General features: G+C 40.7%; 11 protein-coding genes. 10 read left to right on the plus strand and 1 reads right to left on the minus strand.

Annotated features, from left to right (window positions below; genetic code table 11):
- Positions 1-48 precede the first annotated feature (48 nt).
- Complete coding sequence (gene ubiD, locus IPMB12_RS02285) at positions 49-1,524, plus strand: 4-hydroxy-3-polyprenylbenzoate decarboxylase (protein ID WP_166917660.1); 1,476 nt, start codon at positions 49-51, stop codon at positions 1,522-1,524.
- Positions 1,525-1,791: 267 nt separating this feature from the next.
- On the opposite strand, the gene proP is transcribed toward ubiD, so the two are convergent.
- Positions 1,792-3,306 (minus strand): glycine betaine/L-proline transporter ProP, encoded by a 1,515-nt coding sequence (gene proP, locus IPMB12_RS02290; protein ID WP_166914554.1) that lies wholly within the window; start codon positions 3,304-3,306, stop codon positions 1,792-1,794.
- 598 nt (positions 3,307-3,904) lie between these two features.
- On the opposite strand from proP, the gene rplK reads away from it, so the two are divergent.
- The 9 genes from rplK (at position 3,905) to uppS (ending at position 16,993) form a co-directional block, all read left to right on the plus strand.
- Positions 3,905-4,333 (plus strand): 50S ribosomal protein L11, encoded by a 429-nt coding sequence (rplK, locus tag IPMB12_RS02295; protein WP_166914556.1) that lies wholly within the window; start codon positions 3,905-3,907, stop codon positions 4,331-4,333.
- A 4-nt stretch (positions 4,334-4,337) separates the two neighbouring features.
- Entirely contained in the window at positions 4,338-5,039 is a 702-nt protein-coding gene (gene rplA, locus IPMB12_RS02300; protein WP_166914559.1) for a 50S ribosomal protein L1, read from the plus strand.
- Between the two features lie 288 nt (positions 5,040-5,327).
- Positions 5,328-5,825 (plus strand): 50S ribosomal protein L10, encoded by a 498-nt coding sequence (gene rplJ / locus IPMB12_RS02305; RefSeq protein ID WP_166914561.1) that lies wholly within the window; start codon positions 5,328-5,330, stop codon positions 5,823-5,825.
- 78 nt (positions 5,826-5,903) lie between these two features.
- Positions 5,904-6,272: a 50S ribosomal protein L7/L12 gene (rplL, locus tag IPMB12_RS02310; RefSeq protein ID WP_166914563.1), complete on the plus strand. Its 369-nt coding sequence runs from the start codon at positions 5,904-5,906 to the stop codon at positions 6,270-6,272.
- A 278-nt stretch (positions 6,273-6,550) separates the two neighbouring features.
- Positions 6,551-10,579 carry a DNA-directed RNA polymerase subunit beta gene (rpoB, locus tag IPMB12_RS02315; protein ID WP_166914566.1) on the plus strand — a complete coding sequence of 1,343 codons (4,029 nt, stop codon included), beginning with the start codon at positions 6,551-6,553 and terminating at the stop codon, positions 10,577-10,579.
- Between the two features lie 107 nt (positions 10,580-10,686).
- Positions 10,687-14,904, plus strand: a complete 4,218-nt coding sequence (gene rpoC, locus IPMB12_RS02320; protein WP_166914568.1) for a DNA-directed RNA polymerase subunit beta' — start codon at positions 10,687-10,689, stop codon at positions 14,902-14,904.
- A gap of 221 nt (positions 14,905-15,125) precedes the next feature.
- The gene (locus IPMB12_RS02325; RefSeq protein ID WP_166917661.1) at positions 15,126-15,329 is read left to right on the plus strand and encodes a YheU family protein; all 204 of its coding nucleotides are present in this window, start codon (positions 15,126-15,128) and stop codon (positions 15,327-15,329) included.
- A gap of 107 nt (positions 15,330-15,436) precedes the next feature.
- Positions 15,437-16,069 carry a cAMP-activated global transcriptional regulator CRP gene (gene crp / locus IPMB12_RS02330; protein ID WP_166914570.1) on the plus strand — a complete coding sequence of 211 codons (633 nt, stop codon included), beginning with the start codon at positions 15,437-15,439 and terminating at the stop codon, positions 16,067-16,069.
- A 186-nt stretch (positions 16,070-16,255) separates the two neighbouring features.
- Positions 16,256-16,993 carry a polyprenyl diphosphate synthase gene (uppS, locus tag IPMB12_RS02335; protein ID WP_166914572.1) on the plus strand — a complete coding sequence of 246 codons (738 nt, stop codon included), beginning with the start codon at positions 16,256-16,258 and terminating at the stop codon, positions 16,991-16,993.
- Positions 16,994-16,997: the final 4 nt, after the last annotated feature.

Consider the following 16,997-nt stretch of genomic DNA (forward strand, 5'->3'; position numbering starts at 1 on the left):
ACGCTAATTAGTTAATAGGGTATACTTTTTGGCAATTGACCCTGATGGATAAGTGGAATGAAATATACTGATTTTAGAGATTTTCTTGAGCAGCTGGAAGAGTTAGGTGAGTTAAAGCGTATTACCTATCCGGTTGATCCCCATTTAGAGATGACAGAAATTGCTGATCGCGTACTGCGTAGTGAAGGTCCGGCGCTCTTATTTGAAAATCCGGTGGGCTACTCCATGCCAGTCTTGTGTAATCTGTTTGGCACGACTAGACGCGTGGCACTGGCGATGGGGCAGGAGGATATTTCTGCACTGCGTGATGTGGGGCATTTACTGGCTTTTTTACGTGAGCCTGAGCCACCAAAAGGGATTAAACAATTTTTTGAAGTTCTGCCAAAATATAAGCAAGTGCTGAATATGCCGGTTAAACGTCGCTCGTCTGCGCCTTGTCAGGATGTCGTTTTGACCGGTGATGACGTTGATTTAATGCAGGTTCCGGTTATGCACTGCTGGCCTGATGATGTTGCTCCGCTGGTCACCTGGGGACTGATTATCACCAAAGGCCCTTATAAAGAGCGTCAAAATTTAGGTGTGTATCGTTTGCAGCGCTTAGCTAAAAATAAGCTCATTATGCGCTGGTTATCTCACCGTGGCGGGGCTCTGGATTTTCAGGACTGGTGTAAAGAACATCCGGGAGAGAAATTCCCAGTAACAGTGGCACTGGGCGCTGATCCGGCCACTATTTTAGGTGCTGTGACACCTGTTCCGGATACGTTATCTGAATATTCATTTGCCGGTTTACTCCGTGGCCATCGTACCGAAGTGGTTAAATGTCTGTCTAACGATCTTGAAGCACCCGCTAGTGCAGAGATTATTCTAGAGGGGTATATCGATCCTGAAGAAACGGCACTGGAAGGTCCTTATGGTGATCATACCGGCTATTATAATGAAGTGGATCGTTTTCCGGTTTTCACCATTACTCATATGACACGTCGTAAAGATGCCATTTACCATTCAACTTATACTGGTCGTCCGCCAGATGAGCCGGCGGTGATGGGGCTGGCACTGAATGAAGTGTTTATTCCAATTCTGCAAAAGCAATTCCCTGAGATTGTGGATTTCTATCTGCCGCCGGAAGGGTGCTCTTATCGTATTGCGATCGTGACGATTAAAAAGCAATATGCAGGTCACGCTAAGCGTGTGATGATGGGTGTCTGGTCTTATCTGCGTCAGTTTATGTATACCAAATTCGTCATCGTCTGTGATGATGATATTAATGCTCGCGACTGGAAAGACGTCATGTGGGCCATCTCAACCCGTATGGATCCAAAGCGTGATACAACGTTTGTAGAACATACTCCCATTGATTATTTAGATTTTGCCTCACCGGTATCAGGTCTTGGTTCTAAGATGGGGCTCGATGCAACATCGAAATGGCCGGGTGAGACAACCCGTGAGTGGGGACGTATCATCAAGAAAGATCCTAAAGTGGTTGAAAGGATTGATGAGATTTGGAGTGAGTTGGGGTTAGATTAAATCTCCATTAGTTATGTGCGTTGTATTGGCATGGGTTTACGGCGGGGAGCTCGCCCCGTCTTACGTGTGTCTTTTGGTGTTGTTGCCTATTCCGTGGGACTTGATGGCCTACCGCACCCCATAGGCACCCGCTCGAGGACTCGCTAAGACCTATGAGGTACGCTCTCCATCAATCATAGCTTCATCGTTCTCACCAAAGAACACGAACAGCGGGGCGTGCTCCCCCGCTAAAACACCCTGCTAATGAATACACAGAAACAAAAAATATTAACTCAAATACGGATGCTGACTCACCAGCTCTTCACGTTTCTCCTGTAACTCCTCGATCTTCTCTTCTATCGCTCCAACACGCTGTTCAATATATTCGTAGTGCTCTTCAAGCAGTTCCTGTGCTTCTTCCTCGTTTGAAGCGGCTGGTAGTGACCCTTTTAACGGACGGTTGGCGCTTTCACGTGTGGTCAGAATCGCCACCATACCAATAATTGCAGCGATCATTAAATAGAATCCCGGCATCAGTAAGTTATGGCTTGCCTCCGTTAACCAGGCCAAAATCAACGGCGTAGTACCACAAAAGAATGACACTGCAATATTAAATGAAACAGCCAGCGCGCTATAGCGCACGTTTGTTGGGAACAGGGCGGGTAAAGTTGAGCCCATACTGCCGGTAAAGAGATTAAGGAAAATCGCTAAAATAAATAAACCGATAAAGATATTCACTACCGAACCAGTGGTAATTAAATAAAAACACGGTACAGCCAGTAAAAATAATCCAATACAGCCAGTAATAATAATGGGACGTCGACCAAATTTATCACTCAAAATACCAATAATAGGTTGCATAAACAGCATACTGATCATAATTACGATAATCAGAAGTACACCATGATCCTGAGAGTAATTTAAATTATATGAAAGATAGTTAGGCATATATGTCAGTAAGGTGTAATAAGTCACGTTCATGACAATCACGAGACCAAGACATTTCAAAATCGAGCGCCAGTAAGTGGTAAATAGCTCTTTGAGTGGCACTTTAGCAGGCTCAAAATCATCAGAATTATCTTCATTATTTGATTGATTATCCAGATGTTGCTGAAATGTTGGTGTTTCATCTAACTGATGACGAAGGTAAAAACCTAGCAGACCGAGTGGCCCGGCAAACAGAAATGGAATACGCCAGCCCCAGTCAACCATCTGTTCAGACGTTAACATGACAGAAAGTAAAGAGACAAAACCAGCACCACACAAGAATCCGGCAATAGAACCAAAATCTAACCAGCTGCCCATAAAACCACGTTTCCTGTCCGGAGAATATTCAGCTACAAAGATTAATGCTCCGCAGTATTCACCACCGGTTGAAAAGCCTTGTGCGATACGAGCAATAATAAGTAACAGTGGAGCCAGAAAACCAATCGACTGATAACTGGGAATTAAACCAATACAAAATGTACTGACTGCCATAATAATGATGGTGACCGATAAGACTTTATGACGTCCATATTTATCACCTAAGCGCCCAAAGAAGAGCCCGCCTAAAGGTCTGGCTAAAAAGGCGACGGCAAAAGTTGCCAGTGTAGCAATAACCTGTAATCCACCAGATGCACCAGGAAAGAAAACATGGCCGAGCGTAATAGCGACAAAGCCATATATACCGAAATCAAACCATTCCATAGCATTACCAAGCGAAGCCGCGACAACGGCCTTTTTCAGTTTTTGTTCATCAATGATAGTAATGTCGTCGATACCTATTCCATTATTTTGTGTATCAGCTGATTGTAGTTCCATAATTTAAAATTCTCTTTGATAGTAAATAGAACATACACATGAGAATGTGATTGATGTAAGCAGAAAGCAGCAATGTTCTATTTCAAGTTCAGACAAACGACTTGCACGACGTAAATACAAAAGATATTTAAGTGTTAAATCTGTGCAAATAAGTCAGTTTGCTTATTTAATATTGATTTTTGATTAATCAAAAAATGAAAACAACGATATAAATATCGTGTTATTTATGAGCGAAATACATCGCAAAATGTTGTGTTCATAATGAAAATTTCACTATGAAGGAATACAATATATCACAAAATTGATATAAATTGAACCTTGGAATATTTATAACTCTATGAAAATATGAATTATTTTAATTTATATCATTAGAAGTTATATAAAAACAAAGGGTTATCATTCATAAAAAATATCTATTAATTTCAATATTTAAGTGGATAATTATCTATAAAATAAATCCATGTTATCAGAGATTATTTGCTTTAATGGGCAAAATAATTATCCTCTTGCAATTTGAATTGATTTATAAGATAATCTTGCCCTCATTTAACTTAGGGGAGCTGTCAAAAGCGTTCGTACCCGAGAAGAGGAAACTAAAATGGCAAAGAAAGTACAAGCCTACGTTAAGTTGCAAGTTGCAGCTGGTATGGCTAACCCAAGTCCACCAGTTGGTCCAGCACTTGGTCAACAAGGTGTGAACATCATGGAATTCTGTAAAGCATTCAACGCTAAAACAGAAAGCATTGAAAAAGGTCTTCCTATTCCAGTAGTTATTACTGTGTATGCTGACCGTTCATTCACATTCGAAACTAAAACTCCACCAGCAGCAGTTCTGTTAAAGAAAGCAGCTAAAATCAAGTCTGGTTCTGGCGAGCCTAACAAGAAGAAAGTGGGTAAAGTGACTAAAGCTCAAATCCGTGAAATCGCGGAAACTAAAGCTGCAGATATGAATGGTGCAACTATTGAAACGATGATGCTTTCTATTGAAGGTACTGCTCGTTCAATGGGCTTGGAAGTGGAGGGATAATCGAATGGCTAAATTAACCAAACGCGCTAAACTCATCCGCGAAAAAGTTGATGCAACTAAACAGTATGAAATCACTGAAGCAGTGACTTTATTAAAAGAATTAGCAACAGCGAAATTTGTTGAAAGTGTCGATGTTGCAGTCAATCTTGGTATTGATGCTCGTAAATCAGATCAAAACGTACGTGGTGCGATTGTACTTCCAAATGGTACAGGTCGTAGCGTTCGTGTTGCTGTATTTACTCAAGGTGCAAATGCAGAAGCAGCGAAAGCGGCAGGTGCTGAATTCGTTGGTATGGAAGACCTTGCAGAACAAATTAAGAAAGGTGAAATGGGCTTCGATGTTGTTATCGCATCTCCAGATGCAATGCGTATCGTTGGTCAGTTAGGTCAAATTTTAGGTCCACGTGGTTTAATGCCAAACCCTAAAGTTGGTACTGTTACACCAAACGTTGCTGAAGCAGTTAACAATGCTAAAGCTGGTCAGGTTCGTTACCGTAATGATAAGAATGGTATTATCCATACTACTATCGGTAAAGTTGACTTTGACACAAATAAATTAAAAGAAAACTTAGAAGCGTTACTTGTTGCGTTAAAACGTGCAAAACCTGCTACTTCTAAAGGTGTTTACATCAAGAAAGTTAGCCTGTCTACAACGATGGGTGCAGGCTTAGCGGTTGATCAAACAAGCTTAAGCGCAACTGTATAGTTTATTTATACAGAATAAGTTTTACCAAACCGGTTGGTGTCTGGCCTTATTCCAGACCCCGTCCAAGACCGTAGGTGTAGTTGAAAAATTACTTAATTTTCCTACGTAGACGGTGACAGAACCAAACATTTATTTTAATTCGATAGATATAAATTGAAATAAACTGGACCTCTGCTCACCGTAGTAACGCTAGTAACACGAAACAGTTAGTTCTATAATGAATTGTTTTTATGATACTGGCAAAAGTGAGTCTAGGTGTAAACCTAGTTTAATCCAGGAGCAAAGCCAATGGCACTAAATCTTCAAGATAAACAAGCAATTGTTGCTGAAGTTACTGAAATCGCCAAGGGTTCGCTGTCTGCAGTTGTTGCGGATTCTCGTGGCGTTACTGTAGATAAAATGACTGCATTACGTAAGTCAGCTCGTGAAGCGGGTGTTTATGTACGTGTTGTGCGTAATACTTTATTACGTCGCATCGTAGAAGGCACACCTTATGAGTGTCTGAAAGATACGTTTGTTGGTCCTACTCTGATTGCATTTTCTAAAGAGCACCCAGGTGCTGCAGCGCGTATTTTTAAAGCGTTTGCAAAAGACAATGCTAAATTTGAGATTAAAGCAGCAGCCTTTGAAGGTGAGTTGATTACTGCGGCAAACATTGACCGCTTAGCAACATTACCAACTTACGAAGAAGCATTAGCTCGTTTGATGTCGACCATGAAAGAAGCCGCAGCAGGCAAATTGGCTCGTACTCTTGCAGCAGTTCGCGATCAAAAACAAGCTGCTTAATAGCGCTGTGTTTATTGCGATTTAATGTTTTAAGTTTTATATACAACATAATAACTTGTAAATTTAGGAATATTAATTATGTCTATCACTAAAGAACAAATTTTAGATGCAGTTGCTGAAATGTCTGTAATGGACGTTGTTGAACTAGTATCAATGATGGAAGAAAAATTCGGTGTTTCTGCAGCAGCAGCAGTAGCTGTAGCAGCAGCTGGTCCAGCTGAAGCAGCAGAAGAGAAAACTGAATTTGACGTAGTATTAACTGCAGCTGGCGGTAACAAAGTTGCTGTAATCAAAGCAGTACGTACTGCGACTGGCCTAGGCTTAAAAGAAGCTAAAGACCTTGTTGAATCAGCTCCTGCTGTTGTTAAAGAAGGCGCTAGCAAAGATGATTCAGAAGCTCTTAAGAAAGCTCTTGAAGAAGCTGGTGCATCTGTCGAACTTAAATAAGTTTGATTTAAATTTAGCAGTCTGAAAAGGCTGATGGCTGGTGATTTTCTTATCACCAGCCTTTTTGCGCTGTATGGGTATATCAAAAATTATTACGAAAATAGTGATTTAAGATATATCAAACTAAAACCTAATCAATTGATATTACACATATTTTCGAGAAGGTGTCAGAAATCAAGTGTCAGATGCATAGACATTTTATTCTCTGATGGATTTTAATAATGTTACATGACATGTCTTAAGCGTGTCAGGTCACAGATCAGCAAGTTGAGGAACCAATGGTTTACTCCTATACCGAGAAAAAGCGAATTCGTAAGAATTTTGGTAAACGTCCACAAGTGTTGGATATACCTTATCTTCTTTCTATTCAACTTGATTCGTTCCAGAAGTTTATTGAACAAGATCCTGAAGGTCAATATGGTCTGGAAGCGGCTTTCCGTTCTATCTTCCCTATAAAAAGTTATAGTGGTAGTGCTGAACTACAATATGTGAGTTATAAACTCGGTGAGCCTGTTTTTGATGTTAAAGAATGTCAAATTCGTGGAATCACGTATTCAGCGCCACTTCGCGTTAAATTACGCTTAGTCATTTATGATAAAGATGCGCCAGAAGGCACTGTTAAAGACATTAAAGAACAAGATGTCTATATGGGTGAAATTCCTTTAATGACAGATAACGGAACATTTGTTATTAATGGTACTGAGCGTGTTATTGTATCCCAGCTACATCGTAGCCCTGGTGTATTCTTCGACAGCGATAAAGGTAAAACACACTCTTCAGGTAAAGTGCTATATAACGCACGTATTATCCCTTATCGTGGCTCATGGCTTGATTTTGAATTCGATCCAAAAGACAACCTGTTTGCACGTATTGACCGCCGTCGTAAATTATCTGCGACGATTATTTTACGTGCACTTGGTTATGATACAGAGCAAATTCTTGATTTATTCTTTGATAAAGTAACGTTTGAAGTTGCTAAGTCTAAGTTAAAAATGGAGCTTGTACCAGATCGCCTGCGTGGTGAAACTGCTCTGTTTGATATCGAAGTCAAAGGTAAAGTTTATATCGAGAAAGGCCGTCGTATTACTGCGCGCCATATTCGTCAGTTAGAAAAAGACAATATTACAAAAATAGAAGTTCCTGTCGAATATATCGTTGGTAAGATTCTGGCTAAAGATTACACCAATTCAAGTACTGGTGTCGTGATTGCTCCGGCAAATACCCCAATTACTTTAGAATTATTGGCAGAATTAACTGGTGCTGGCTTCAAGAAAATTGAAACTCTGTTCACTAATGATTTAGACCACGGTCCGTATATGTCTGAGACATTACGTAATGACCCGACAACTGATCGTTTAGGTGCGCTGGTTGAAATTTATCGAATGATGCGCCCAGGTGAACCACCAACAAAAGATGCTGCAGAGTCATTATTTGATAACCTATTCTTCTCTGAAGAGCGTTATGATTTATCGGCTGTAGGTCGTATGAAATTCAACCGTTCACTAGGTCGTGAAGAGACAGAAGGTGCGGGAATTTTATCTAAAGAAGATATCGTTGATGTACTGAAAAAACTGATCGATATTCGTAACGGTCACGGTGATGTGGATGATATCGATCACCTTGGTAACCGTCGTATTCGTTCTGTTGGTGAAATGGCAGAAAACCAATTCCGTATCGGCTTAGTACGTGTTGAACGTGCAGTGAAAGAGCGTTTATCTCTTGGTGATCTTGATGCGCTTATGCCACAAGATATGATCAATGCGAAACCTATTTCAGCAGCAATTCGTGAATTCTTTGGTTCAAGTCAGTTATCTCAATTTATGGATCAAAACAATCCATTATCAGAGATTACTCACAAACGTCGTATTTCTGCTTTAGGCCCTGGTGGTTTAACTCGTGAACGTGCTGGCTTTGAAGTACGTGACGTACATCCGACTCACTATGGTCGTGTATGTCCAATCGAAACGCCTGAAGGTCCGAATATCGGTCTGATTAACTCGCTTTCTGTTTATGCTCGTACTAACGAATATGGTTTCTTAGAAACTCCATACCGTAAAGTGGTTGATGGCACTGTAACAGATGAGATTCATTATTTATCAGCTATTGATGAAAGTGCTTATGTTATTGCACAGGCTAACTCTAACTTAGACAACAAAGGTCGTTTCAGTGAAGAGTTAGTGACTTGTCGTGAAAACGGTGAGTCTGGCTTATATAGCCCTGAACAAGTTAACTATATGGACGTATCAACACAACAAGTCGTTTCTGTTGGTGCTTCACTTATTCCATTCCTTGAACATGACGATGCGAACCGTGCTCTAATGGGTGCGAACATGCAACGTCAGGCCGTTCCAACACTGAAAGCGGAAAAACCGTTTGTTGGTACAGGTATGGAGCGCGCTGTAGCGGTTGACTCAGGGGTTACTATCGTTGCAAAACGTGGTGGTACTGTTCAATACGTTGATGCATCACGTATCGTTGTTCATGTTAATGAAGACGAAATGTATGCAGGCGAAGCTGGTATTGATATTTACAATTTAACTAAATATACCCGTTCTAACCAAAATACGTGTATTAACCAAATTCCATGTGTGGCTTTAAATGAGCTAGTTGAACGTGGTGATGTGCTTGCTGATGGTCCTTCAACAGACCTTGGTGAACTTGCACTTGGTCAAAACATGCGCGTGGCATTCATGCCATGGAATGGTTATAACTTCGAAGACTCGATTCTTGTTTCTGAACGTGTAGTGATGGACGATCGTTTTACTTCAATCCATATCCAGGAATTATCATGTATTTCTCGTGACACTAAACTCGGTGCTGAAGAGATTACTGCTGATATTCCAAACGTGGGTGAAGCTGCGCTATCTAAATTAGACGAATCAGGTATCGTGTATATCGGTGCAGAAGTTCAAGGTGGTGATATCCTTGTTGGTAAAGTAACACCAAAAGGTGAAACACAACTTACACCAGAAGAAAAACTTCTACGTGCGATCTTCGGTGAAAAAGCCTCTGATGTTAAAGATACGTCTTTACGTGTACCAAATGGTGTTTCTGGTACAGTTATTGATGTTCAGGTCTTTACTCGTGATGGCGTAGTAAAAGATAAACGTGCACTTGAAATCGAAGATATGCAACTGAAAGAAGTGAAGAAAGACTTGACTGAAGAACGTCAAATTCTTGAAGCAGCTCTTTTCTCGCGTATTCGTGAAGTATTGATTTCTGGTGGTATTGCTGCCGCTAAACTTGACGTATTATCTCACGATAAATGGTTAACAATTGGTCTGTCTGATGAAGATAAACAAAATCAGTTAGAACAACTAGCACAACAATATGATGAAATTAAAGCTGAGTTTGATAAAAAACTTGAAGCTAAACGCACTAAGATCACCCAAGGTGATGATTTACAACCAGGTGTACTGAAGATTGTTAAAGTGTACTTAGCGGTGAAACGTCAAATTCAACCGGGTGATAAAATGGCGGGTCGTCATGGTAACAAAGGTGTTATCTCTAAGATTAACCCAATTGAAGATATGCCATATGACGAAAACGGCCAACCGGTTGACTTAGTACTAAACCCGTTAGGTGTTCCATCACGTATGAACATCGGTCAGATCCTTGAAACCCATCTTGGTATGGCGGCAAAAGGTATCGGTGATAAGATTGATGCAATGCTGAAACAACAGCAAGAAATTGCTAAGTTACGTGCATTCATCCAAAAAGCTTATGATCTTGGACTTGGTGTTGGTCAGAAAGTAGATGTTAAATCATTTACTGATGAAGAAGTGATGACACTGGCACAAAATCTACGTAATGGTATGCCACTTGCAACACCAGTATTTGATGGTGCAAAAGAAGCAGAAATTAAATCATTACTAGAGCTTGGCGATCTTCCAACGTCTGGTCAAATTACGTTATTTGACGGACGTACTGGTGAAGCGTTTGAACGTCCTGTTACTGTTGGTTATATGTACATGTTGAAACTGAATCACCTTGTTGATGACAAGATGCATGCGCGTTCAACCGGTTCATATAGTCTGGTTACACAACAACCACTTGGCGGTAAAGCGCAATTTGGTGGTCAGCGTTTCGGTGAGATGGAAGTATGGGCACTTGAAGCTTATGGTGCTGCTTACACACTACAAGAAATGCTTACTGTTAAATCAGATGACGTAAATGGTCGTACTAAGATGTATAAAAATATTGTGGATGGTAATCATCAAATGGAACCTGCGATTCCGGAATCATTTAACGTATTGTTAAAAGAAATTCGTTCGCTAGGTATCAATATCGAGTTAGACGAAGAGTAATTCGTCTGACCCGATAAAATGATTATTATCTACAGGGGTAACTCATTGAAAATATGCAATAAAATCAATAGGTTATCTGATTGGTTTAACTCCACAGGAGCCAATTCGTGAAAGACTTATTAAAGTTTCTAAAAGCACAAACTAAAACTGAAGAGTTTGATGCAATTAAAATTGGACTAGCGTCACCAGACATGATTCGTTCATGGTCTTTTGGTGAAGTTAAGAAGCCTGAAACTATTAACTACCGTACCTTTAAACCGGAACGTGATGGTTTATTCTGTGCTCGAATTTTTGGGCCAGTTAAAGACTATGAATGTCTGTGCGGTAAGTACAAACGTTTAAAACACCGTGGTGTGATTTGTGAAAAATGTGGTGTTGAAGTTACTCAGACTAAAGTACGTCGTGAGCGTATGGGTCATATTGAGCTTGCTTCTCCAACAGCGCACATTTGGTTCTTAAAATCACTACCGTCTCGTATCGGTTTATTACTTGATATGCCACTACGTGATATTGAACGTGTACTTTATTTTGAATCATTCATGGTGCTAAATGGCGGCATGACTAATTTAGAACGTGGTCAGATTTTAACTGAAGAGCAATACCTTGATGCACTTGAAGAATTTGGTGACGAATTCGACGCGCGTATGGGTGCAGAAGCGATTCAGGAATTATTACGTAACCTTGATGTTGCTGGTGAGTGTGATCAACTTCGTGATGAGTTATCGATTACTAATTCAGAAACTAAACGTAAAAAACTGACTAAGCGTATTAAAATTTTAGAAGCATTCACTCTCTCTGATAATAAACCAGAGTGGATGATCTTAAATGTGCTTCCGGTTCTTCCACCAGATTTACGTCCACTCGTACCACTTGATGGTGGTCGTTTTGCGACGTCTGATCTGAACGATTTATATCGTCGTGTGATCAACCGTAATAACCGTTTAAAACGCCTGTTAGATTTAGCAGCACCAGATATTATCGTACGTAACGAAAAACGTATGTTACAAGAGTCTGTGGATGCGCTACTTGATAATGGTCGTCGTGGCCGTGCAATTGCCGGTTCTAACAAACGTCCTCTGAAATCACTTGCTGATATGATCAAAGGTAAGCAAGGTCGTTTCCGTCAAAACTTACTTGGTAAGCGTGTTGACTATTCAGGCCGTTCTGTAATTACCGTAGGTCCATACTTACGTCTACACCAATGTGGTTTACCGAAGAAAATGGCACTTGAGCTATTCAAACCATTTATCTACGGAAAACTTGAGCGCCGTGGTTATGCAACAACCATCAAAGCAGCGAAGAAAATGGTGGAGCGTGAAGACGCAATTGTTTGGGATATCTTAGATGAAGTGATTCGTGAACATCCGGTATTATTAAACCGTGCTCCGACACTACATAGACTAGGTATTCAGGCATTTGAACCAATTTTGATCGAAGGTAAAGCTATTCAGTTACATCCACTCGTTTGTGCGGCATTCAACGCCGACTTCGATGGTGACCAAATGGCGGTTCACGTTCCATTAACGCTCGAGGCTCAACTTGAAGCTCGTGCATTAATGATGTCAACCAACAATATCCTTTCTCCTGCAAGTGGTGAGCCGATCATCGTTCCTTCACAGGACGTTGTTTTAGGTCTTTACTACATGACACGTGATCGTGTGAATGCAAAAGGCGAAGGCATGGTCTTAACGGGTCCTAAAGAAGCAGAAAAACTGTATCGTTTAGGCTTAGCAGAACTTCATGCTCGTGTGAAAGTGCGTATTACTGAACACACACAAAATAGTGCAGGTCAATGGGAGACAACAACGTCTTTAGTTGATACCACTATTGGTCGTTCAATTTTATGGCTGATCATTCCAAAAGGTTTACCGTTCTCACTTGTGAACCAGCCTTTAGGTAAAAAAGCGATCTCTAAAACATTAAATACTTGTTATCGTCAACTAGGCATGAAACAAACTGTTATTCTTGCTGACCAAATCATGTATACCGGTTTTGCTTATGCGGCACGTTCTGGTATCTCTGTTGGTATTGACGATATGGAAATCCCAGCTAAGAAAGTTGAAATCATTGCAGAAGCTGAAGCTGAAGCAGCTGAAATTCAACAACAGTTCCAATCAGGTCTTGTTACAGCTGGTGAACGTTATAACAAAGTTATCGATATCTGGGCTGCTGCTAACGAACGTGTTGCAAAAGCGATGATGGATAACTTATCTGTTGATATGGTCAAAAATAGTGAAGGTAAAGAAGAGAAACAAGCTTCTTTCAATAGTATCTATATGATGGCCGATTCTGGTGCTCGTGGTTCTGCAGCACAGATTCGTCAGTTAGCAGGTATGCGTGGTTTGATGGCTAAACCAGATGGTTCGATCATCGAAACACCAATCACGGCAAACTTCCGCGAAGGTCTGAACGTTCTTCAGTACTTTAACTCCACCCATGGTGCGCGTAAAGGTTTGGCCGATACAGCATTAAAAACAGCAAACTCTGGTTACTTAACTCGTCGTCTAGTTGACGTGGCACAAGACCTTGTGATCATCGAAGACGACTGTGGTACGCTTGAAGGTGTTGTCATGACTCCGGTTATTGAGGGTGGTGATGTTAAAGAACCACTACGTGATCGAGTTCTTGGTCGTGTAACAGCAGAAGACGTATTAAAACCAGGTACTGCAGATATTCTGATTCCACGTAACGTGTTACTTGATGAACACTACTGTGATCTTCTTGAAGAAGAGCTGATCGACAGTGTTAAAGTACGTTCAGTGGTATCTTGTAATACTGATTTTGGTGTGTGTGCTAAGTGTTATGGACGCGACCTTGCTCGTGGTCATATCATCAATAAAGGTGAAGCGGTTGGTGTTATTGCAGCACAATCAATCGGTGAACCGGGTACACAGTTAACGATGCGTACGTTCCATATCGGTGGTGCGGCGTCGCGTGCGGCAGCTGAATCAAGTATTCAGGTTAAAAACAAAGGTAGCATCAAACTAGACAGAGCGAAATTTGTTGTTAACCCAGAGAAGAAATTAGTTATCACATCTCGTAATACAGCGCTAACTATTATGGATGAGTTTGGCCGTATGAAGGAAACGTATAAGATTCCTTACGGTACGATTCTATCTAAAGGTGATGGCGCTTCAGTTACAGCGGGTGAGACAATTGCTAACTGGGATCCACATACCATGCCTGTTATCGCTGAGGTAGGTGGTTTTGTTCGCTTTATCGATATGGTTGATGGTCAAACTATCACGCGTCAAACCGATGATTTAACTGGTCTATCTTCTATCGCAATCCTTGACGTTGCAGAGCGTACTGGTCTTGGTAAAGATCTGCGTCCAGCAATTAAAGTTGTGAATGCTAAAGGTAAAGATGTGTTTGTAACTGGTTCTGAACTGCCAGCTCAATACTTCTTACCAGGTAAAGCATTAATTCAGTTAGAAGACGGCGCGCAAATCAATCCGGGTGATGTTCTTGCACGTATTCCACAAGAATCTGTAGGTACTAAAGATATCACCGGTGGTCTACCACGCGTAGCAGATCTATTTGAAGCACGTAAACCAAAAGAGCCAGCAATTCTTGCTGAGGTTGATGGTGTTGTATCATTTGGTAAAGAAACTAAAGGCAAACGTCGTCTGATTATTTCTCCGCTTGATAACTCTGAGCCGTACGAAGAGATGATTCCAAAATGGCGTCAGCTAAACGTGTTCGAAGGTGAAGAAGTGTCTCGTGGTGACGTGATCTCTGATGGTCCTGAGTCTCCGCATGATATTCTACGTTTACGTGGTGTAAATGCTGTAACTCGTTATATTGTGAACGAAGTGCAGGAAGTTTACCGTTTACAAGGCGTTAAGATCAACGATAAACACATTGAGGTTATCGTTCGTCAAATGCTGCGTAAAGCAACAATTATTCATCCAGGTAATACACGCTTCTTAGAAGGCGAACAACTTGAAGTTGCTCGTATTAAGATTGTGAACCGTGAACTTGTTGCTCAAGGTAAAGAGCCAGCAACGTATACACATGACTTGTTAGGTATTACTAAAGCATCTCTGACAACAGAATCATTCATTTCTGCAGCATCGTTCCAGGAAACAACTCGCGTGTTAACTGAAGCAGCAGTAGCAGGTAAAAATGATGAATTACGAGGCCTGAAAGAAAACGTTATCGTTGGTCGTCTGATTCCTGCTGGTACAGGTTATGCATACCATAAAGAGCGCTTACGTCGTAAACAACGTGAAGCAGGTCTTGAAAGTATGGAACCAAGCATCACAGCAGAAGAAGCAACCGCGAATATGGCAGAGCTTTTAAATTCTGCGTCTGATGACTAAGAGTTAATTCTTTTTGTATGAAAAAACCGCCTTTATGGCGGTTTTTTATTGTCTGGTGATTGTTATAAGAAGGATTTTGGGTTTGTCGTTTAGGCGGGGAGCACTACCCGCCCAAATCCCCTGCTAAATACAAACGCAGAACAATAACTCTCCCCTCTATTGTCCAATCTGGTAGTTATCCTTATACTATGTGGCACTCCATTGGACTGGAAAATAATACGATGATGATACCCTGGCAAGATCTCGATCCTGATACCTTACAAAATGTGATTGAATATTTTGTGTTACGAGAAGGGACTGATTATGGTTCAGAAGAGAAAACACTGGATGAAAAGGTTCAGGATGTAAAGTTGCAGCTACAACAAGGTAAAGCAATGCTTGTCTGGTCAGAGCTACATGAAACACTTGATATCAAGATAAAGTAAGATTTGCGTAAATTTGAAGTTAATTCGGTTGTATAAATCATGTTATAAATTTGGTATAGTATCCAGATGGCACAGTTTATGTGCTGATATTGAATGAGGGACTTTTAATGATCATTGGCAAACAGCAATCAGATACAACACTAGAGTGGTTTCTATCACATTGTCATATCCACAAATATCCCGCTAAAAGCACATTGATCCATCAGGGTGAAAAAGCTGAGACACTTTACTACATCGTAAAAGGTTCCGTCGCAGTTTTAATCAAAGATGATGAAGGCAAAGAGATGATCCTCTCTTACCTTAGTCAGGGTGAATTCCTTGGTGAAATTGGTTTATTCGAAGAAGGCATGGAGCGCAGTGCTTGGGTAAAAGCGAAAACGAGTTGCGAAGTCGCTGAAATTTCTTATAAAAAGTTTAAACAATTAGTTCAGGTTAATCCTGATATTTTAATGCGTTTGGCTGGCCAAATGGCTAACCGCTTACAAGTGACATCTGAGAAAGTAAGTAATCTGGCTTTCCTTGACGTTGCTGGTCGTATTGCTCAAACATTATTAAATCTGGCTAAGCAGCCGGATGCTATGACTCACCCTGATGGTATGCAGATCAAAATTACCCGTCAGGAAATCGGTCAAATCGTTGGTTGTTCTCGTGAAACTGTCGGTCGTATTTTAAAAATGTTAGAAGAACAACATCTTATCTCGGCTCATGGTAAAACCATCGTTGTCTACGGTACACGTTAATTATAAAAATTTAATGAAATCAATAAGTTATAAAAATGTAACTTATTGATTTTATTAGAGAAATTATTTTGGTCTTCTCGTGCTACCTCATGAAAATCATTTCCCCCTAAAAGCACCTTATGCTAACATAGCCAGACGTCAGTTATTGTTTTAATTTTGCTCATTTCACGCTCACTAAGGACAAGCATGCCTAAAGGTAATATTCAGGGTCATACACCAAGACATGTTGCAATTATCATGGATGGTAATGGTCGTTGGGCGAAGCAGCGTGGGCAATTACGAGCGATAGGACATCGTGCCGGTTTAAAGGCTGTGCGTAACGCTGTAAAGTTTGCCTCGCAAAAACAAATTACTGCTCTTACCTTATATGCATTTAGTAGTGAAAACTGGAATCGACCAGAGAAAGAAGTCGATGCCCTGATGTCGCTTTTCATCTATGCCCTCAACCATGAAGTCAAAAAACTCCACAAAAATAATATCCAGTTACGTATTGTGGGAGATATTTCTCGTTTTAGTGCCCAGTTACAAAATATGATTGAGAGCGCCCAAAAACTGACAGCGAGTAATACTGGTTTAAAATTAAACATTGCAGCCAATTATGGTGGGCGCTGGGATATTGTGAATGCCGCAAAATGTCTGATTGAGGATGTACAAGGGCAGAAGCTTTCTGCCGATCAGGTAGATGAAAACAGTTTTAAGCAATATTTATGTTTGAACAATTTACCCGAAGTCGATCTGGTGATTCGTACGGGTGGTGAATACCGGGTGAGTAACTTTTTACTCTGGCAGATTGCTTATGCCGAGATGTATTTTACTGAAGTACTCTGGCCGGATTTTGATGAGATGGTATTCCAGTCGGCAATTAATGAGTTCATGGAACGTGAACGCCGATTTGGTGAAGTTAATACTGATAATGATTCTTAGGAGA

Source organism: Zophobihabitans entericus, from assembly GCF_011745665.1.
Lineage (GTDB): Bacteria > Pseudomonadota > Gammaproteobacteria > Enterobacterales > Orbaceae > Zophobihabitans > Zophobihabitans entericus.